This is a genomic window from Sphingobacterium sp. Ag1 (assembly GCF_000988325.1).
Lineage (GTDB): Bacteria > Bacteroidota > Bacteroidia > Sphingobacteriales > Sphingobacteriaceae > Sphingobacterium.
This window is the reverse complement of record NZ_LBGU01000043.1, coordinates 642,942-663,787: the sequence shown is the minus strand read 5'-3', so window position 1 is coordinate 663,787 and position 20,846 is coordinate 642,942. Positions and strand designations below refer to the sequence as shown.

Below are 20,846 nucleotides of genomic sequence, written 5' to 3'. Positions count from 1 at the left end.
TGATCAAAACGCAACCGTTTGTTCAATTTAGCGATTCCAACAAATTGTGGGTCAATAACGGTTTATCCATCCTTACGGCAGATAAGATAGTTAAATTATGTATATTGCTTTAAGCGGTTTGGTTTGACAATTCCGTCAGATACATCGATTAATTTTTAATACAACATGAATACACTAGATAATTTTAATCAGCCTGCAGATCTTGCGCAACATTGGGTTGACGCCTGGAACCAACACGATCTGGATACAATTATGCGACACTATAGTGAAGACATTGACTTTCGCTCCCCCATTATTCAGAAAATGGGTGTGAATACGGCGGGAAATATAAACAACAAAGAAGAATTAAAAGCTTATTTTAAAAGCGCACTGGAAAAATATCCAGAACTTCATTTTGAGCTTTACCACATACTTACGGGCGTAAACTCCATGGTACTTTTCTATAAAAGCGTCAACGATTCGCTTTCCGCGGAATATATGGAATTAGATGTACATGGAAAAATATGCAAAGTTTCAGCGCACTATAAGGGACTATAGTGAAAAATCTCCACAGGACGATGACTTGTGGAGATTTTTAGGTTAATTTAAGGTGATACTGATTGCCTGCTGGCTCAAAATTGGTTTCTGAATGAGCCGACCATCTTGCTGTTTCACGATAAGAAACTCTTGCGTACCTTTCCGGGATACTTCAATATCAAACACTCGATCAAAGGCTTTTATTCGTCTAAGCCGCATATACTTCCACTCCTTTGGCAGACTGGGACTTATACTGAACTTTCGAAAACCAGTGGGTACAATATGAAATAATCCTTCCGTTATAACCCGGCAATACAAGGCACTTTCGGCACTTAAATGCCGTTGTCCACCTTCAGGCCAGGCCTCAACCGGATAGGGTACATGATCCCCCAAAAGACGCATCGAAGAGTAATACTTAAAATAAGGCAGCGCCCTTTCGCTTGCTCCCGTCATAAAAAATCCCTTAAAGGCATATAAGGTTGCCCGATCCCAAAATACCTTATCTCCGGATTGTGTGAGGATACCGTTGTTTGTCCAGAGATATTTTGATAATAAGGCGTCAATTGTTCCAGCACTCCGCTCGGTTATCCCCATGGTCATTGGCAAACATATCCAAGCCCTTAAGATGGTATTACCATCGTAATAACGGTAGGTGGAATAGCCTTGCACATCAGCACCAAAATAACGCACAATCGAACGACGGAGTTCTTCGGCCCGCTTTCTGTATTGCTGAGAAAGATCCTCCTTTCCCAATTCATGAGCAAGGTCTGCCGCACTCTGATAAGCGCCATAGGCAATACTGTTTGTCGACAGATTAATTTTACCTGCCGGTGCTCTCCCTTCCAGTTCATCACTGTCCGATCGATAAACTCCTTCACTTGTCTTCTGACGCTCCAGATACTCAAAACACCAGTGAATCAATGGCCATAATTCGACGGCAATATCTTTCTTGCCCAAGGCCAACGCATACCGGGATGCTCCATAGGCAATCATGGCCATGTCCCCCCTATCTTTAGCACCATTCCAATAACTATCGCCCTCCGCCACTATTGAGCTCGGAATTGGTTTATAATCCGAATTCATAAAACGGGCAAAATGACGAAAGGAGTTTATGGCACTTTCGTTGCCGTTGCGATTGCCCAAGAAAGGAAAGAAAGGATTGGCATATTCTGCCTGATCATTTGCCCAAATAGCAGCGTAGTAGCTTAAACCTCCGGGACCGTGCATCAATCCGCCCTTCGTATCATAAATACTTTCAGTTGCACGAATCTTAGCAAAAGCAAATGCTGTATTGATCGTATCATTGGGTGTTTCCAGCATGAGATCGTCGGCTAAACTTTTCACGAAATCCTCTCTTTTCTGCAATTCATAAGATGGAGAATACTGATAAACAGGCGTTGATATTTTCTTTCCCTCATACACAATATCAAACAGGTAACTTTGCTTTGGTTCGAGATTTGGCACTAGCGTATCCCGTAATAAGGCCTGTACAACATACGGCCCATATACACTTTTCGTCGGGTCAGACTCGAATTTCGAATACTTGTTCATCAGATCGATTCGTACGGATTTACTCCCTGTATTCACCAGCTTAATGCGTTCAATCAAAACAGGTTTATCGACGGATGGGAATAACGTCCGCTCTACTTCCAGTGGTGAGTTCGTCGTCGAATAAACAGCTAATTTTCCGTCAAGTACAAAACGTAGCGGATACTCATCGACCGCTACGCCATCTACTTTTATCAATAAAGACTTATTATCCTGAAAGGGTACGGTTAAACTTGCATGTGTATTGTTGGGAATTGTTCTTAACATCGGAAATACAACCTTCTTGTCCAATAAAAGCCGACCGTCGCGAACACCATAGTAAACGACAGCAGCCGATTGTAAACCTGCCATCTCCATATGATCTTCGTGATTCTCCCCCTGCTTAACCTTCCATTCAATCCTATTATCCTTTAATAGTGACCATTTTTTTGAATTTTGAGCTACCGTCGAATTGCACTGCAGTATTAAGCCAACGGCAACGATGCCCCAATAATATAATTTAATTTTCATGACGATCTATAATTGCGTAGCTACCGTATATTGCATATCGCGGTCAATCTTCACCTCGATATAGCTGTAAGTAAAACCATTTTTCTGACCAATACGACTTTTCTTCTTGATGCCATTACAGTAAAGATAAGGGTGACTTCCCGGAAAACCAGCCTGCCAGTACTGTATTGCTTCTCCGCCACTGTATGACAGGGTAGTCTCCGATAAGCCACGTTGCGCTACCGTAAACATTGCCCCACCAATCTTGACATTCGACACCTTCACCCGACCAATTTTCTGAGGAAGGTGGGAGCAAGTTTCTAAAGAATTACCTTTTATACCAGGGTTGATCCCCATCATATCCTGCACAACATTACTGATCAGCACAAAGGAAACTTCGGGGTAATCACCATTGGTGCCTGTTAACGTAGCCATGGCATGCACCGTATTAATTTTGGATATAATATATTTCAGCCATTTCCAACCTCGTTCGTTCTGACCATATTTGAAAAACAATTCTGGAACATATGTGATTGATTCAATATTTTCGGGCAGCCCTTCTTTTGAGCCAAGTTGAGCATCGATATAATCCAAATATTTCAGATGCCTATGTGATCGCTGGTCGGTAATTTCTTTTAAGGGCAGAAACCAAGAATTTTCTTTTCCCCAACCAGACACCGGGAGATTATTTTTATCGTAGCCTCGGTTATACAGTCCCTTGTTGCCTTTTATGCCCCATACTGTGTTGAAATAGTTCCACAAGGTTTGGGCTTTTTTAGCGTAGTTCCTAGCCTGGTTTTTCTTGCCACCCCATGCAGAAAGTTTAGCGAAGGCCAAATAGGCTTGATACTGACTACCAATACCGTCACCGGCTTCAATTAAGGTTTGGTCACGATGTTCATTGTAGGTGGCCGTGCCTTTGAAAATATTACCCGAACCATCGCTTTCGGGCACACCATTTGGCGCTTTAACATCATGCAATGCCACAAAATCACTCACCGCTTTTGTGTTGAATAACAACAAAGCCGGATCGTTAAGATAGCGTTGATCTTTGGTCCAGTCATAGAGCTGAGCACTCTTTTCAACCAACTCAAACACTGCCGGTATCTCGCGGACAAAGTCATCGTCATTTCTGTAGTCCAACGTATAAGGGCTACCATCAAAATTGATCGCCCACAAAGGAAACCACTTTCGTTCCTTTGTAGCACTTGCCGCGAAGGAACGAAGCATCGTAAAATTCTCTTCTTCCAAACCCAACAGATGCGCTCCTACCGCTTGATGACAAAAATCACGCGAATAGAAGGCCGTTCGCAAAGGATATCCCGCCCAATAGGCCGGTTGATACAAAGCGCTGTCTGCGGATTGATTTTTCTTGTAAACATTCACCGGCCCCCGCGTTCCCGTAACAACAAAAGATCGCGCTTTTTGCTTAGCCCAGTCGAAGACCTCTTGGAGTTCCTTTTGGTCCGTATCGATTGAAATATCTTGCTTCTGAGCAAACACACTGACAGAAAGCACAGTCTGTACCGCAAATAATAAAAAGGTTTTCATAAGGAGTAGCAATTTAATAAACCAAGGATCTGCATTGGGCAGACCCTTGGAGGTTGGTTGATTAGTCGTAACTTGGATTTTGTTTCAACAATGCATTTCGTTGAATCTCACTGCGTGGAATTGGAAGTAAGTAATGCTGCGGAAAGAACTTCCGTTCCTGAAGCACCTCAATTTTATAACTTTTCTTCTTCGTTTGGTCATCCCGCACAATCGTAATTTTTCGCGCCGGTTTGTTTTCAGTCTGTTCAGCTATTTTCCAACGTCTTACATCAAAAAAACGATGATCTTCAAAGGCTAGTTCTATGCGTCGTTCCTGCTGTATTTTTCCCAAAAGCGCGGCACCCGTGCTCGTAATTGCAGGAAGTACACCTACCTTCCCACCACGTGCACGTTCTCTAATCTTATTGATGTACGTGCGAGCCACCTCTTCATTGCCCAATTGATACTGCGTTTCCGCATAATTTAGATATATCTCGCCTAGACGCATATAAATCCACGGTTGAGCACTTTTATCATTCCAGGGATTACGCAAACTTTCATCCATAAATTTACGGATCGTATAGTGGGTCTTCGATGCATTCCAATCATCAATACCGAATTCGCTATCCTTACCACTATTCGCCCGGTTTCCTGTTGAGGATATATAAAACTCAATCTCTCTACCCCTAAACTGCTGACCATCACATACAATGGAGGCATAGAATCTAGGTTCACGATTTTCCCAAGGTTTGCCATCCACATAGGCCTGTGCAGAAGGCATAGCCCCATCTTCCATCTCATAGGCATCGACCATGTCCTGAAGCACGCAGGTCCTTGACCAACCTGTAAAACCATTCGGAGAATCGGTCCAGTCAAAAGAATGTCCAAATTCAGTATTGAACTGCTTCATGAAGATGATCTCCTTACTTTTGTTGCTCGTAAAAAGCTGTTTGTAATTTGGATCGAGCTGGTATTGGTTGAGGTCCAAGACAGCCTTTGCCGCATCAGCAGCTTTTTGCCATTTCGCCTTATCATTGGATGGATTCCAATATGGACTTGCAGCATACAATGTTACCCGTGACTTCAGTGCCAATGCTGCACCTTTAGTTGCCCTACCAAAATCCTTTCCTTCGTAACTGAGAGGGAGCAACCCAGCCGCTTTATCCAATTCTTTCACAATAAAGTCTACACATTCATCGTAGGAATTACGTGGCACCATCATATCGCTGTTCAGATCGAAAGTTTTTGTGATCAATGGAACACCACCAAAACGCGAGACAAGATCCGCATAAAAGAATGCGCGAAGAAAGATCATCTCACCATTCAACCGATCAACTTGCCCCTTGTCGGCTTTCAACTTATCAATATTATCAAAGAAAATATTGCAGTTCTTAATCGCTTCATAATAAGCATTCCATGTGGAATAGTCCCCGAACTGGTCTGCCGTCACTTCTCCCCGGTTGTATAAATAAGGATTTCCCGAATTGAAATTGTGATAAGCCTCGTCCGAAATATACCTCAAACCAAGATTTCCAAAACCGTCCCGTATTTCTGTATAACGCTTATTTACATAGGTTTCGGTCAATTTCAGATCCGAGAATATAGCATCTCCAGTAAAAGAATCCAACGGTTTAACATCCAAATAATTTGAACAGGATGTCAAACAGCTTGCAAAAAAGATCGTTATATATAATTTTATCTTTGTATTCATCTGTCAATAAATTTTCATTAAAAACTCAAATTCACCCCTGCACTATAAATCCGCTGCTGTGGATAGTACATACCACCTGCATTTGTTCCTTCAGGATCCTGTATCTTGATCTGATCGATTGAAAACAAATTAAATCCACTAATGAATACCCGTAAGTTTTTCATTTTGATTTTTTCCAGCACTTTAGGCGACAATGAATACGCCAACTCCACATTTTTCAGTCTTAAAAAAGAGGCATTCTTTAACCAGAATGTCGAATTCATGCTATTGAATGTATCGTCACGGTCGAAGGCTCTTGGATAAAGAGCATTGGGTGTCTCCGTTTCAGAAATCCATCTGTTCTCAAAATAAGTTACATCTCTGTTGTAACTTCCTGGTTTAATAACCTGTTTTGCACGTCCCTGTCCTGACCAAAGGATATTTAAATCAAAATTTTTCCATTTGGCCCCCATGGTGATACCATAGGTAATTTCAGGGATCGGACTTTCATAGATACGTACCATATCATTGCTGGTAATTTTTCCATCACCATCCACATCCATATACTTGATATCCCCTGGCATTGTATTCAGCAAATGTGGTGACGCATCAATCTCCGCCTGGTTCTGATAAATACCATCTGTCTTATACACCAACCAGGAGTCTATGCTGTGATCAGTCCTACGCTGCCATTCCGGCGTATTTTGTGCTTCGTCAAAAAAATGAATCTTATTACGTACAAAAGTGAAATTTCCACCCACTGAGTAGCTAAAGTCATTAACTCTATTGCGGTAAAGCAAACTACTTTCCACCCCTCTGTTTGAAATTTCACCAATATTTTGATCAGGTAGCGTTAATCCTGTATAGCGTGGTACAGAAGCTTGTTTGGGTGTTAAGATGTCCGTACGCATCGAATAAAAATACTGCAAGTCAAAACTCAAGGTATTCTTGAAGAAAACAGACTCAAAGCCTACGTTTTTCGTATCCACTTTTTCCCAGGTAATATTTGGATTAGCCAATCTTCCGACAGTAAAACCCTTTGTTCTTTTTGGGTCAAGACCAAACATGGCACCATCTCCAAGAACATAGGTACTGATATATTGAAAAGGGTCCACACGGTCGTTTCCTAGCTTGCCCCAGGAAGCCTTGATTTTCAACTCATTGACAAAAGGCACATTTTCCTTGAAAAAATTCTCCTGAGAAATCCGCCAGCCTGCCGATACCCCCGGGAACCACCCCCAACGTGCATTGCTCATAAAGTTTTGTGAGCCATCTCTTCGCACTGTAATATCAGCCAGATACTTATCCTTAAAACCATAACTTACACGACCAAAATAATTCTGACGTGCCGAGATCGTTGCTTTTCCGTCATTATTTTTTTGATTGTCACTTCCCGCAAATAGGTAATCTACGGCATCGCTTAAAAAGTCTCTCCGATACGCCGAAAACCAATCACCTCTGTTCTTGCTCTGCTCATAAGCAATGAAAGCATTGACACTATGTGAGCCAAATTTCTTGTCGTATCCGATTTTAAAATTCCAGGTCTCAGTGCGTATATCATCGTTTCTTTCAGTGAGGTTGATATTTGCATCGCCCGTTGTTTCACGGATATTATCGTAATTCTTTGTTGCAGGATTATAACGATAAGCATCCCACATATCATTGAGCTTCTTTTCATGTCTATATTGTGAATCGAATGCTGCGTAACCAGAAAAACTTAATCCATCTAATAACCAAGGTGTTTTGAGATCAAAACCTGCTTTTGTATTGACAAAATTATCCTTTACACGCTGATAGCCGGTCTTACCCGAAGCTAGAATCGTTAAATTGTTGCCCCACGAAAGGCCGGGACCAGGTAAGCCATTTGGATAGTAGTCTGGCAAAAAAGGATAAGCATGGAAAGCTTCCCAAAAGAAGGTTCCCATATCGTAGTTTGAATTATTCCGATTTTCCTGTCTGGTGGCTACCTCAACTAATACCGAAAGGTCTTTGGTTACCTTAGCATCCAAGTTGGTGCGAAATTGAACTGTCCTAAAATTTAGATCCGTATTTCTAAACCCTGGTTTCTGATAGAGGTATCCTCCCGAAACATAATAACGCACTTTTTCGTCTCCACCGCGAAGTGACAGAGAATGTTGCGTCTGTGGAGAAGATTTAAATACGGACTTCATCCAGTCAGTATTGGCATACAACAGGGGATCAATTGTACCATCCAGATACTTTCCTTTGATATCTTTATACTTTTCAGCACGCCCAAAATGTGCATTGATTTCATCATCATACACCATAAACTGGTAAGAATCCATCAGCTTTGGTGTCCTTGTATGTTCGGAAAAACCGTAACTACCATCGTAGGTGATGGTCGGTTTATCACCGTTACCCCGTTTCGTCGTGACCAAAATAACGCCATTTGCTGCTTGGGCACCATATATGGCAGCCGACGCATCTTTTAAGACCGAAATTGTCTCTATATCACTTGGATTAAGCCGCTCTATTCCACCGCGATTGGCCACTCCATCAATGACATACAAAGGACTGTTGTTCCCCAAAGATCCCTTGCCACGGACATAGATCTGCGATTGATCATTTCCAGGTTCACCAGAGCGATTATTAGCTACTACACCCGGCATTCTTCCTGCTAGGGAATTGGACAGATTCGGTGCAGGAGATCGCTGCAGCTCGCTCCCCGAAACCTGGCTCACCGACCCTGTCAATGTTGCTTTCTTCTGTGTTCCGTACCCAATGACCACAACCTCTTCAAGCTGCGCGAGATCTTCCTGGAGAACGACATCAATAGCCTGTCGCTGATAGGCAATCTCTTGAGAAAGGTATCCCAAATAAGAAAATTGTAAAATACTATTTTCTTTTTCAACGACCAGCGAGAATTGACCATCGCTATTTGACTGCGTCATTTTATCCGTACCTTTTATGCGTACAGATACCCCTGCCAAAGGCTTTCCTTGCTGATCTTTGATTACACCCGAAGCTATTCTATCCTGAACCTTTGCTGTCGAACGTATAATAATACGGTTTTCGCTGACCATATCCATTTCCAAGGATTCCTTGGCTAAAATTGGCAACAAAAGATCAGTCCATTTTTTATTGCGGACGTCAACATGCTTGATTTCAATCGCTTTGATCGTGTTATCGTTGTAGATAAAATTGATCTTGGTCTGCTCTTCAATTGAAGTCAATAGATTTTTGAGTCGGATCTCTTCAAACCGTAAAGAAACTGTTTTCTGCGCTTTCGATTCTTTTGCAAATCCGGTGGCGACACATGCAAATAAGAAAATGATTAAAAATTTGGCCATTAACAACCATTTTAGATAATACGAGATAGGCACATGATAAAGAACATGTGATTTTTTTTTCATAATTTTGGTATTTAAGAAATAATCGATTGGCATCCTACTTTCCTAGGGTCCGATGCCATTGGTTAAAACATTTGGGTATTGCTCACTATGAGGGATACCCTTTTTTATATTACTTTACATAAAGTGTATCATTTTGGGTATAATAATTTAGTTTAGTACCTGTGCGCTTGATGACATTCAAGACTTCTTCACAGGTTGTTTCGTCAAATATGCCGGTGATGGGCTCTTTTGCGAGCCGCTCATTTTCGACGACAATAGGTTTACCGAACCAACGCTCCATTTTCTTTGCAACCATATCAAAACCTTCGCCATTGAAAACCAATCTATTTTTCATCCAGAGTGTTTCAGTAACTTCGGCATCAACGAGGTCAAGCTTTGCAAAGGTCACTTTTGGTTGCTGAACAACAGACTTACTCCGATGATCATTCGTTGATACAGGTTGATTGATCACAGACACTTTATTACCCGGCAGGAGTTCATACAGCTTCTCCTGCTGATTATCCATGACCTTTAGACGCACTTTCCCTTCGATCAGGGAGGTTGTCGTGGTGTTCTCATCGGGAAGCGCCCTGAGGTTAAATTTTGTACCTAAGACCTGTACCTCCGCATACGCCGTTTTGATTTTCAACGGTAAATTGGGGTTCTTGGCTATAGCGAAATAACCTTCACCAACCAATTCCAGCACACGGTCAGTCTTACCAAATCCAGCCTTCAACCGCAATACACTTTCATTGTTCAGCCATACTTCCGAGCCATCGCTCAATTTGATCGATTTACGTTCCCCTTTGCCAGTAACAATGGTCTGCCATTCCGCATCTCCAGCTACCTTTTTATCATTTTTGATAAACCAAAAGGACCATACCCCAAAAACGATAAATAGGCTGGCGGCCATGGATAGTAACTTAACTTTACGGCGACCTATAAACGGACGGACGGTTACATCCTCGACAGCGTTAAGCTCTATTGGTCTTGACTTTTCATAGCTTATTTCAGCTTCTAGATCTTCTTCTTCCTCATGCTTCTCCGCTAAATAGGCCAATAACTCCCTTTTATTTTTGTCGACACGTAGCAAGTCATCCAGCGCGATTCTCTCCTCGGATGTGAGCTCTCCTGCTAGCAACTTAGCCGCTAAAAATAAAAAGTATTGTTCCTCAGATGAAAACATGTGCATTCGGTCTATTTGGAGTAGAGACACCCGAAGAAACCAAAATCCCCAATAGAAAAATTATTTTTTTTCTTTAATACAGGACCACAGCTTTTCTAAAGCAATTTGAATATGTCGGTCTACCGTTTTCTTGGATATGCCCATCATTTCCGCAGTTTCCAAATACGTTTTCCTTTCCTCTTTCACCAGTTTAAAAGCCTCTTTCGTTTTCGGCGGAAGCCCCTCGACAGCCTGTTGAATACGTTGTATACTCTCTGTTGATATTAAAATTTGCTCCGGGGTATTTTTATCGATCAACGTATCCTGATATTCCGTTCCGTCAGTGAGTATGACCTGGCGGAGGCGCAGGAGGTTAAGGCATTTGTTTTTTATCGCTCGAAGCAAATAGCCCTCGACATTTGCGATGTTCATGAGATCTGGCCCCAGGTACCAAATTTTCCATAGGACTTCGGAAACCACATCTTCGGCTAGCTGCTTATCCTTGATAAAAGAAATCGCATTGGACTTCAAAACTCCATAATTGGCCACGAAATAAGCCTTAAACGAGCTTTCATCTCGATCAATGGCAATATTCCTCTTATTTTCCGCAGATAAAGGTTTCAAATACATTGGTTACGTTGCAATTCGCAGCACAAGTTAAACAAATTCATTCCAAGAATGCAAAAAAAAATCGAAAGCTCAGTGCCAAGGTTTTCTCATGAGGTCAAGGCAATACATTGACCAGTCGTGTATAAACTATGGATCAGACAACTCAATTTTTTTCCACAAAGGTGTTCTGCAGCATGGGGCAAGGCAAGAAAAAAGCCGCTTGGAAAATCCAAAACGGCTTGATATATAGCGTAAAAAAGTTTCGACATAGACTATTCATGCAACACCAAAATCGCTTTAACCGATCGGTTCAGAACTTCATTCACTGTACTACTTGCAAATAAACGATAAATCATATTATGGTTGCGTTTGACCAAACATAGAATATCGGTCTGATTGTTTTCCACAAAATCAACGATCGCATACGATGGGCGTGTATCATCCTCATCCACATAGTTAAAGTTGATAGTTACGTTAGGAAGCAACTGACGCATTTTTTTCTCCCCATTACGCACCAGCTTTTCGTCCAAATCCCTTTCTGAAACATGTAGAATTTCCAACTTCTTGGGGTCCGAAAGTTTTAAAATACGATTGAGCGCTTTGACATCACGCACAGACAATTTTGTGGTTTTGTAATCCGTTGCCAATGTGATGACCGGAATAGCGGACAGATTACTTTCAGGAGGTACAATCAAGGTCGGAATACGCAATTTTGTCACAGCCATACTTGCATTACTACCGACAATTTCCTTAATGCCCGTCGCCCCAGTGATTCCCATTACCAAAAAAGAAACATCGGTATATTCAACATACTTTGTGACTACATTACGCAGATAACCTACTTCGACAACAGATCTCACTTTAAGGCCATTGTATTTATTTTCCTGAACCACCTGATCAGTCCATTCTTGCAAAGCAGCTCGTTTTCTAGCGTAATAATCTTCTATAAAGATCGCGTTATAAGTACTGTTGTTGATCCCTTCTGTCGGGTGTATGGCGTGTACAACAGCAATTTCCATATGCAAACGAGAAGCCAAAGACAAGGCATAACGCAAAGCATGACTTGCATTGATTGAAAAATCAGAGGCAACGAGAATTTGTTTCATTTTTTAAGTTTTAATATTAAACTGCCAATAGCCATGTGTACAAAGTCAGTGGATGACAAAAACATTCAGATAACAATCAACTAAATAAAAAGATGGAAGAATACAAATAGTATTAAAGCCAAGCCAATCGACACAGGTAAAGTAAGTACCCAAGCAAGACCGATACTTTTGAGTGTTCCTTTGTTTAAATTGCTCTTTCCTCCAGAAGCTACCATTGAACCAGCAATACCACTTGAGAGCACATGCGTTGTGCTAACGGGCAAACCCAATACGGTACTGATACCAATTGTCGAAGCTGCGACAATCTCGCTTGAGGCCCCCTGAGCATAACTCAAATGTTCATTTCCTATTTTTTCACCTATTGTTATTACAATACGTTTCCAACCGATCATTGTTCCCAAACCTAGTGCTACCGAAATCGTTAAGATCACCCAAATCGGTGCAAAGTCCGTAAGATGTTTCAATTCACCCAACTTACGATTGAGCTCCAAACGATTTTCAGCATTGATATTGATCCGTTTATTGCTCTCCAATGTAGCAATCGATTTGACCAAACCTTCAACCTCTTTTCTGAATTTAAACGTCCCAGCTTTATCCGTTAGACTTTTATCCATCAAATGCAACTTGACTTGCTCAATCTCTTCATGGACATGTGCAAACATCGTTCCTTGAACAACATTACTGGAAGCAATTGTCTGCAACACGATTTCCGTTTGATCGAGCGTTTTAATGACAGCCGCATCTGGTACGGAATGGTTTATTGCAAAACGGGCAGGAAGAAATGCAATTAAGATCAACATAAACAGCCCTACTCCTTTTTGTCCATCATTGCTACCGTGAAAAAAACTGACCAATGTACAGGTCAGTATAAGAATACCCCGTACTAAAAATGGGGGTCTGTCATCTTCTCCTTGTGGGATGTGAAAAAGTGCTTTATAACGGACAACATGCTTCAAAAAGAGCATCAATATCACCGCTAGACCAAAGCCAATCAAAGGTGACAGAATCAAAGAAAGACCAATTTCCTCAGCCTTATGCCAATTGACACCGCTGCCACCGTAATACCAGGTGAAACCTATACCAGCCCCGATAAGGGCACCAATCAAGGTATGTGAACTCGAACAAGGAATACCAAAATACCAAGTCCCCAAATTCCAGATAATAGCAGCCAATAATACAGAAAGGACCAGACAAGCGCCTACGGAAACCGGGAGTGCCATTAAGGTATCCAGAGGCACCAATTTAAGGATTCCCATAGCCACGGCTATTCCGCCTGCGAAAACACCGAGAAAATTCCAAAAACCAGACCAAGGAATGGCTACAATTGGTTTAAGTGCTTTGGTATAAATGACCGTTGCAACAGCATTCGCGGTATCATGAAAGCCATTGACAAATTCAAAGGCCACAACGGCAAATAAACAAAGGGCAAAAACAATAAGGAGTCCAGTACTAAGATCGGTTTCCCCTAAGAGAGGAATCATGTTGCAGAAAATGTGCATAGTATTCTTTCATAAGATTTATGGTTGTCCTTGCTGAGTTTTTCTTACTTGCTGAGTTTTCCTTAAGGAAAACTACCGCAGGAACAATCGCTTCATTCAGCTCAAAAATAATTTTCAGATGTTAACTTTTGATAAAGGATATATTACGTTATACAACAAGAAAGAAAAACTTAAAACACTGTTAACGAATCTTATTCCGTCGCTATTTTATTTCCCACAAACTTTCTTAATTTTCAGGGCGCTAATACGGACTTTATAGGGACCTCATTCGGACTTCATTCGGATGAAAGCGAATAAAGACCGAATAAGTTCCGTAGAAATAACGATTATAAAACGGATCAAAAGTAAATTTGATCGCTAGTTTCTACCCACAAAATATAGCCCCCCCATATAAAATCAACTGTGAAGTAAGAGCCGTATTAGACCTTTCGCAAACTTTTTTCAGAAATGGATATGGCGTATCCGCGAAATGCCAAGCAGACGATTCAAGGGAATTTTGATCCGCCATTTACAGCAAAAACAGGACGATTTACCGATTCAAACCTACAGTCCACCGAAAAGCACAAGCTTTTTAAATTTAAACTCGTTACTTTAGACAAAAATAAATTTAACACCGAATTAATTATGCCTAAATCCTCCTCATTAAACTGTTCCCTGACGAACTATGCTCCCTTACATCGGATTACACTTCGTACGCTACCTTTTCTCGTCGCTATGTATTGCCTACTCTTCGCGCAACATGCAAAAACTCAATCTTTAGACTGGTCTACAAAAGATATTGTATTTAAAAGTGAGGGTATTAAGTTAACAGGAACCATACTTCAGCCTCGCCGTGCCCATGCGGCCATTGTCCTTATCCATGGTTCTGGACAAGAGAAAAGGATGATGGAGTTTGCCTCATATTTGGCTCAAAACGGTATTGCTGTATTTACTTATGACAAGCGCGGAGTTGGTAAATCTGAGGGAACCTACGCTGGCCCTGAGGTCGGTACAAATAATATCGACTCTGCCAACCTCCACCTGCTGGCCAAAGATGCACAAGCAGCGGTAAAAGCATTCCATCAGCAACTCGGGAAGGCGAACATTCCAATGGGACTACTCGGATTCAGCCAAGCGGGATGGATCATTCCCTTAGCGACTAACCAAAATCCTTTGATCGACTTTTTTGTCTTGTACAGTGGAGCAGTTATCCCTGCCCGTGAGCAGCTGCGCTTCCAGTTCTTTACGAATGGAAAAAAAGATTTTTGGGATAAACATACGGAAGCCGATGCCCGACAACATGTGGCGAATGATCCGGATCGCTATCAATTTACAAATACCGATCCCATGACACCACTTAAAACGATAACAACTCCAGGGCTCTGGCTTTTTGGATCCAAAGATATCCAAATACCTGTAGGTTTATCCATTGAACGTCTCAATGCACTTAAAGCACAAGGAAAGCCTTTCGAATATTGCCTATTTCCTTTATTAGATCACAATACAAGCCTTTCGGCATCTAGTGAACCTAGCACTATTGCATTGAACTGGATCAAAAGTAGAAGTAAAAAAAAGGCACAAAGAACATCTTGATAAGGTTTCATGAACATAAGATTAAGCATTAAAAAAGGCCTAAATAAAAAACTTAGGCCTTTCTTCAATCAATTCAAATGTTTAACTCGCTGGATTAATGCAAATCCGCACGAAGCACTTTATTTTTGTTCAATGCTCTATTGGAATAGATGATATACAAGGTGCCGATAATGGTTGGCGTAATCCAAACCAGCGTTGAACCAAGCTGAATCCCGGCAACTAAAAAGGCAGTCACCGACGCAATCAATGCGCCTACCATACGACCCAAATGACTGACCAGCCAGCCATTTTTCTTTTCTTTGAAACTTTTAAACAGCTGAAAATCCCGAATACTCATAAATGCACCAAAACCACCAAAAAAGACATATAAAGCAGAATTTGCCACCTGCTGTACCAATCCAATTAAACCAAGACACAACATACCAACCGATGCAAGCAGCATCGTAGCCGAAATAAGTTTGTCTTTCCAATCGGCCTGTTGTTTAATCTTACTGCGTAAAGTCAACGCGCGATTACCCGCCAGAATGAGATAGATGGTAAAGATACCGATCAAAAATAAAAATGTGTTTTCGTGGCCCGGCATTCTCGCAATAACGAGTGAAATTAAAGAACTAATCACCATCGCATAGGAAAATATGATCCCCGTCTTCTTATGCCCTGCTCCTCCCTTTTTTACAGCCACACTGATCAGCCCGGTAATCAATCCTATCCCACCAAAAAATGCGTGAATGTAGATCAATGTCTTAATTGTTTCTTCCATAGTTCTTCTTTAATAATTGTTTATAGCTAATAATGGTATTGAAGCAAAAAGGCGAATGGTTATGCCTGGTTTAAAATAGATAGACAGGAAACAGCGCTATGATGCCGTTTGCGACAATAGCCCAAATGTAAAAAATATCCTTTTAATTATCCAAATGTTTAAATAAAAATCACTCTTTTTCCTCACGGACGAGAAAATCATAAGAGTACCAGAATTTCAGGTCCCCATAGGAATTAAGATTTCCTAGGCTATAGCTAATGGGATAATCAAAGCTATTCTGTTGCAGTTCAAGTTCATTTTTATAATCAATGACAAGTTTTTTAATAGCGTCCAAACCTGTTGCGCGTCTAATAAAACTAGTTTGACGTCCACCACGCAAATAAACCAGCACATCGGAACGATTTAACACCGTTTCGTCGGTTTTCGTCAGAAATTGATTGTACAGCAATTTTTCCAATACGTTTTTAAGATCACCACGTGGAAAATCACTTTCTCCCATCATAATCGAGTGGGTACCATAGTTGACTGACGAAACATAGTAGGGATTATATCCTGATTTTTTTAACTTCCCTAGTGCATCCTTACTAAAAGCCTGTTCATAGTCTTTCAGATCCGCATAGAGACTAAATGTAATATGTTCTCGACGCAATAACAGGCTATTAGTTCTTTTTATCGTGGTAGAATCATGGTGACGGACCAATTTTAGTACACTATCTACGTCAGGGCTATTATTAAGATGGTAGCGTATCGCTCTATAATCGAAAAATGCCCCTACAGACGATTGCCTCAAAACAGCCGGTTCCCCCTTGCTTTTCTTAGCGAAAGCTCGCACAGCATCAAATCCAGGAATGATACGGATTGGAGCTAAAGTTGGTTGTGTAGAAGAAATTGTGCTCTTGAAAGGTTTATAATTGCGAAGGGAAGTTAGTTTTAGTTGCGGAGTAGTATCTTTTAATCCCCAAACTGTCCCCAAATAGAAGTTTTTATCTGTAGTGCCATCCACGTAGATCTGGCTAACCGAAAACCCGACGGAACGCCCTACAAATTGATACCTTTTAGCCATTGTTCCATCACCGATCTCCCTAGCGTCAAAATCACTATCTTCTTTGTCACAACTGGACAAAAAACAAATGCTTAATAACAACAGGAAAAGATATTTCATAATTTAAAAAATTAATCGTCAGCTCTGGTGCAGCACTTCGATCTCATCTACCCGTCGGACAATGGCCTTTAGATTCTTCTCAAAGATAGACAAAATTCCTAATCCAATATACATAAAAATAAGAATAACAACACGATACAAAGCTAAAGGAACATAACTAACGATCCATTCCGAAGAAACCAACCCGATGATCAAAACCATAATCGGTATTGTTAAACCAAGATAATTGCGATAAACGCAGTATTTGTTCCCTCGAGGCCGATGCCGCAATAGGTATACTGGAATATAAAAAACTAGTGTACCAATCATCCCTAATTTTAATCCCGTCCAAAAAGCATCTGCATCGAGCGGCACAAAATAATAGAACAATGTGAAGTACAGGATATAAATTGCACTATGCCAATGCTTGACGAACTGTAAAAAATCAGCAGGAAATTTATTGATCTGTTTTCTTTGCAGATTCAATTCATAACTAGCTGCAATGCTTCCAAACCCTGCCTCTCCAAAACCGGCATAAGCGAGATCAATGGCTCGATTGAAATACATGCCGGCATCTGAAGACATCAGTTCCTCTACCTTACAGGCGAAGTGATCCAAAATTTCAATTTGAACATCAACATAATGATATCCTTTAGAACGGATAAAATCCATCAGAATACCTAACTCCGCTTTGGTCAATTTCTTTTCTGTCATGATACAATTGGTTTCGTGTTCAAAATAACCTGCAACTTCTCCACAAAGGTCAACGCATCTTTCATTTTACTTATCTGCGCTTTTTTTCCTTTCACTGTCAGGGAGTAATACTTTCTTGCTCTTCCATCGACAACTTCTATTGCTGTATCCAGGAGCCCTTCCGCTTCTAGCTTATGTAGTGCAGGATAAAGCGCTCCCTCAGTGAGGATAAACTCCCCATCTGTTAAGAGTTTTACCTGCTGAGTCATTTCATAGCCATACATTCTTTCCGTTCCAGACAATAGCTTCAGAATAATCGTTTGTAAAGTACCTTTTAATAGCTTCGTATCTTTCATTCGTTCATTTTAAAAAAGTAATTAAATATACCTAATTTTCTTACATATACAAAGACATAAAAAAAACTATGATACAGCAGGTTGCATTTTAACTTCCATCATCAGGTTTGGCCTTTGCACGGCCTTTTGACTGCACCGCTTCTACCCTGCTTTTGCCTTGCTTTTGGAATTCACCTAGCAAATCCCTATGAATCGCCCAGTCTTAACCTAGTTCACTAGGTAAACACAAGGTTTCAGCTAAGTGTTTACTAGGAACAAGAGCGAACAAAGGTAATGACAGGAGCGAATAAAGGCATAAGCAGGTCGGGAGCGAAAAAGCCGCTAGAACTGGGAACTCCAAACGGCTTTGCACTAACAATTATATATAGAATGATATGATTATCCTGCTTTTAATAGATCAACAATAAGACGATCTCTATTTTCATTCAATGAGGGGTAAAACTGATTTAGATCAACCAATATGATTGGCATCCCCCTATTTTCGGGTTTATACAAGACATTATCCACCAAGTCCCGACAGAAAACCAACGATTCATTATCCGTAAACACTTCTCTTGACCTTTTGAGGAAACTATCAAAAAAACGTCTGGGATTATTGATGATTTTAAGATGCTCTTGGTTTGGAAAAACTGTACTGGAGAGATCTAGCCCTCGAGAAAATATGACGTCCTTTAATTCTGCATGACCAAAATTTACCAAGGGAGTCTTTAATGGTTTGGCTTTTTTGAGAATAAAAAGATTGGTGGAATATAAATCTTCTGTAAAAGGAATTCCATAAAACCATGAAGAACTGATCTTTCCTTTAAATACCACATGAATCAAATTCGTCCCGTCGAAAGTTGTTTTGTCAAATGTATTGTAAAGGAAGGACGATTTTTCAATTTTTAGATTTCCAATGATGGCTTTCGAAAAATCATTCGCTTCGAATGTACTTTCCATCCAAAGCCCAGATTCCTGAAAAACAACAGACTGAAAGTTACAGTCTACAAAGGTACAGCGGATGAACTTACAATCACGAAACATGGAGTTCATGAAGCTTTTCCCTTTTATCTTGCAATCGATAAAAGAACAGTTTTTTAAGACTTTGTGATTGAATTCAAAACTTTCAATCTCACTTTGCTGGAATATTTTATTAGTCAGTGCCATGCTAAAAATGATTAATAGGCTAAAATTTCATAGTAGTTGCATTTCAAATGGATATTTAACGGCCAAAATCTCCATTTATACAATGATGACAACGGGAAAGACAAAACGTCCTAAAGGAATTTTGACTTTTTTTATTTTTTTTTATCCCAGCCTAAAACAGCCAAGACATAAAACATGTCGTTGCAAACTAACGATAGGAATATGTCAGCCAGCCATTCTTCAACTGACCAATAGGCACAAAAAAGCCGCAAGGACGGGGAGTCCTTTACGGCTTACTACCTATGAAAAACATTTACCTTAAGTGTAAGGCACTATCTACTATGACAATTAAAATTAAAATGTCGCACATAAATCTGCAGCACAATAAATTAACAAATTAAGATCGGCTCATTTCTTACTTCAAAAAAGCACCAAGAACTTCAAAAAAGCACCAAGATATGTTTCGGCATTTCTTGGAACCAAATATAAAGTGCTCAGTCAGCGATTCAAGCCACCGTTTACAATTCGCCAAAAATGATTTACGATTCGTTCATTGTATTATTTTAATCGGCTGGTTAATTAGCCCTTTACTGCTATAAGAAAAAAAAGTATATTGGTGGACGCAATTAAAACTGTTTATGAAATTGATAAAAAATATCTTGGTAGTGCTTGTACCGCTTACCTTATTCAGCGGCATAACCTTTTCCCAAAGCAAAGAGGAGCTTAAAAAAAAATATGAAAACAGCAGTATAGATGAAGAGCTCAAGAAGAAAATGGCTACGGAATATGTCTTTCCCGATAGCCTCATCTTACCCCCTTTACACTATACCAATTCCTATTATGTATTGGACTCTGCAGTCAATGATTTCCATTCTATTTCCATTGATGTTATTGTACAGGATGACATTCCCGACCATTATTCATTTTATATTTCACCTTTTAATATATCCCTAAACAATATGCCTTTATATTGTGGTATTCAATCTTCCGGTGGCGGTATCAGTGTTAAGACGGGTAAAGAAGAGGATATCAAATTTAATGGCATCTTTTCGCGTTGGTTTGAAAGGACAAAAAAAGCCTTAAAAACCAAGGGGTACTATGCCAGTTCGGATGCGGAGGGTGATTTTATCAGTGTCCGGAATGTTGTAGGCTGGCATAAAGGTTCTTATCGCATCACATTAAAAAAAGAAGGCTATATCGCGGGTAAGGCTATCCCAGATACTATTAAGCCTAAAGAAACCTATTTCAGCTGGGGAGATTATGAACATTCCTGGGTCACCATGTATGTCGAAGATTTAAGCACAAAAAAAGTGGTTAATGTAGGATCCCTAGCTTTCCCGGGTAAAAAGATTCAGATGAAAGGGCATATTACATCGTTCTTAGAGCAATACAAGTATTTCATCGATTTTGCCCAAAGGTCGAGGGATCTTGAGGGACTGAATGTCATCCGATACGACAAATTACCTAAAGTAACCATTGTTCAAAAAAATCTACGCATTAATGGTAAATTGATCAAGCTTGAAAAAGTACCAACCTACCACAACCGTACACACAATCCCGAACAAAGTAAAGTTGCCGGTGAAATCCCTATTCTATCCAAGGATAGTTATAACCCTACGACCGGTGAACTGACACTCGAAACGGGCGTGTTTGTAAAATGGCCAGAGAAAAAAGATGTTAATTAAAGGGAATGC

General features: G+C 40.5%; 16 protein-coding genes. 3 read left to right on the top strand and 13 right to left on the bottom strand.

Annotated elements, in window-relative coordinates; translation table 11 throughout:
• Positions 1-165: 165 nt before the first annotated feature.
• Complete coding sequence (locus AAW12_RS20065; protein ID WP_046675354.1) at positions 166-537, top strand: nuclear transport factor 2 family protein; 372 nt, start codon at positions 166-168, stop codon at positions 535-537.
• A 42-nt stretch (positions 538-579) separates the two neighbouring features.
• Here the strand turns inward: AAW12_RS20065 and AAW12_RS20060 are convergent, their stop codons facing one another.
• The 8 genes from AAW12_RS20060 to AAW12_RS20025 all read right to left on the bottom strand — a co-directional run bounded on the left by AAW12_RS20060 (position 580) and on the right by AAW12_RS20025 (position 13,487).
• Positions 580-2,574: a hypothetical protein gene (locus AAW12_RS20060; protein WP_046675353.1), complete on the bottom strand. Its 1,995-nt coding sequence runs from the start codon at positions 2,572-2,574 to the stop codon at positions 580-582.
• Positions 2,575-2,580: 6 nt separating this feature from the next.
• Positions 2,581-4,104, bottom strand: a complete 1,524-nt coding sequence (locus AAW12_RS20055) for a hypothetical protein (RefSeq protein ID WP_053003859.1) — start codon at positions 4,102-4,104, stop codon at positions 2,581-2,583.
• A 61-nt stretch (positions 4,105-4,165) separates the two neighbouring features.
• On the bottom strand, positions 4,166-5,794 hold the full coding sequence (locus AAW12_RS20050) for a RagB/SusD family nutrient uptake outer membrane protein (protein WP_046675352.1): 1,629 nt from the start codon (positions 5,792-5,794) through the stop codon (positions 4,166-4,168).
• 17 nt (positions 5,795-5,811) lie between these two features.
• Positions 5,812-9,147 (bottom strand): SusC/RagA family TonB-linked outer membrane protein, encoded by a 3,336-nt coding sequence (locus tag AAW12_RS20045; protein ID WP_197084117.1) that lies wholly within the window; start codon positions 9,145-9,147, stop codon positions 5,812-5,814.
• 109 nt (positions 9,148-9,256) lie between these two features.
• On the bottom strand, positions 9,257-10,312 hold the full coding sequence (locus AAW12_RS25770; protein ID WP_197084116.1) for a FecR family protein: 1,056 nt from the start codon (positions 10,310-10,312) through the stop codon (positions 9,257-9,259).
• Between the two features lie 60 nt (positions 10,313-10,372).
• Positions 10,373-10,921 (bottom strand): sigma-70 family RNA polymerase sigma factor, encoded by a 549-nt coding sequence (locus AAW12_RS20035; protein ID WP_046675351.1) that lies wholly within the window; start codon positions 10,919-10,921, stop codon positions 10,373-10,375.
• A 251-nt stretch (positions 10,922-11,172) separates the two neighbouring features.
• Positions 11,173-12,006 carry a universal stress protein gene (locus AAW12_RS20030; protein ID WP_046675350.1) on the bottom strand — a complete coding sequence of 278 codons (834 nt, stop codon included), beginning with the start codon at positions 12,004-12,006 and terminating at the stop codon, positions 11,173-11,175.
• A gap of 80 nt (positions 12,007-12,086) precedes the next feature.
• Complete coding sequence (locus AAW12_RS20025) at positions 12,087-13,487, bottom strand: inorganic phosphate transporter (RefSeq protein WP_046675349.1); 1,401 nt, start codon at positions 13,485-13,487, stop codon at positions 12,087-12,089.
• A gap of 471 nt (positions 13,488-13,958) precedes the next feature.
• Here AAW12_RS20025 and AAW12_RS20020 point away from each other — a divergent pair, with 471 nt between their 5' ends.
• Positions 13,959-15,077, top strand: coding sequence for an alpha/beta hydrolase family protein (locus AAW12_RS20020; protein ID WP_197084115.1), 1,119 nt, complete (start codon positions 13,959-13,961; stop codon positions 15,075-15,077).
• A 94-nt stretch (positions 15,078-15,171) separates the two neighbouring features.
• On the opposite strand, the gene AAW12_RS20015 is transcribed toward AAW12_RS20020, so the two are convergent.
• The 5 genes from AAW12_RS20015 to AAW12_RS19995 all read right to left on the bottom strand — a co-directional run bounded on the left by AAW12_RS20015 (position 15,172) and on the right by AAW12_RS19995 (position 19,173).
• Positions 15,172-15,837, bottom strand: coding sequence for a hypothetical protein (locus tag AAW12_RS20015; RefSeq protein WP_046675348.1), 666 nt, complete (start codon positions 15,835-15,837; stop codon positions 15,172-15,174).
• Positions 15,838-16,006: 169 nt separating this feature from the next.
• Positions 16,007-16,999 carry a hypothetical protein gene (locus AAW12_RS20010; RefSeq protein WP_046675347.1) on the bottom strand — a complete coding sequence of 331 codons (993 nt, stop codon included), beginning with the start codon at positions 16,997-16,999 and terminating at the stop codon, positions 16,007-16,009.
• An 18-nt stretch (positions 17,000-17,017) separates the two neighbouring features.
• The gene (locus AAW12_RS25765) at positions 17,018-17,692 is read right to left on the bottom strand and encodes a hypothetical protein (protein ID WP_053003855.1); all 675 of its coding nucleotides are present in this window, start codon (positions 17,690-17,692) and stop codon (positions 17,018-17,020) included.
• A complete protein-coding gene (locus AAW12_RS20000) occupies positions 17,689-18,027 on the bottom strand; it encodes a PadR family transcriptional regulator (RefSeq protein ID WP_046675346.1) in 339 nt (112 codons plus the stop codon). Before AAW12_RS20000 ends, AAW12_RS25765 begins: the two co-directional genes overlap by 4 nt.
• 378 nt (positions 18,028-18,405) lie before the next feature.
• Positions 18,406-19,173, bottom strand: coding sequence for a pentapeptide repeat-containing protein (locus tag AAW12_RS19995; protein WP_046675345.1), 768 nt, complete (start codon positions 19,171-19,173; stop codon positions 18,406-18,408).
• Between the two features lie 617 nt (positions 19,174-19,790).
• Between AAW12_RS19995 and AAW12_RS19985 the strand changes: the two genes are divergently transcribed.
• Positions 19,791-20,837 (top strand): hypothetical protein, encoded by a 1,047-nt coding sequence (locus AAW12_RS19985; RefSeq protein ID WP_046675343.1) that lies wholly within the window; start codon positions 19,791-19,793, stop codon positions 20,835-20,837.
• The last annotated feature ends 9 nt before the right edge of the window (positions 20,838-20,846 follow it).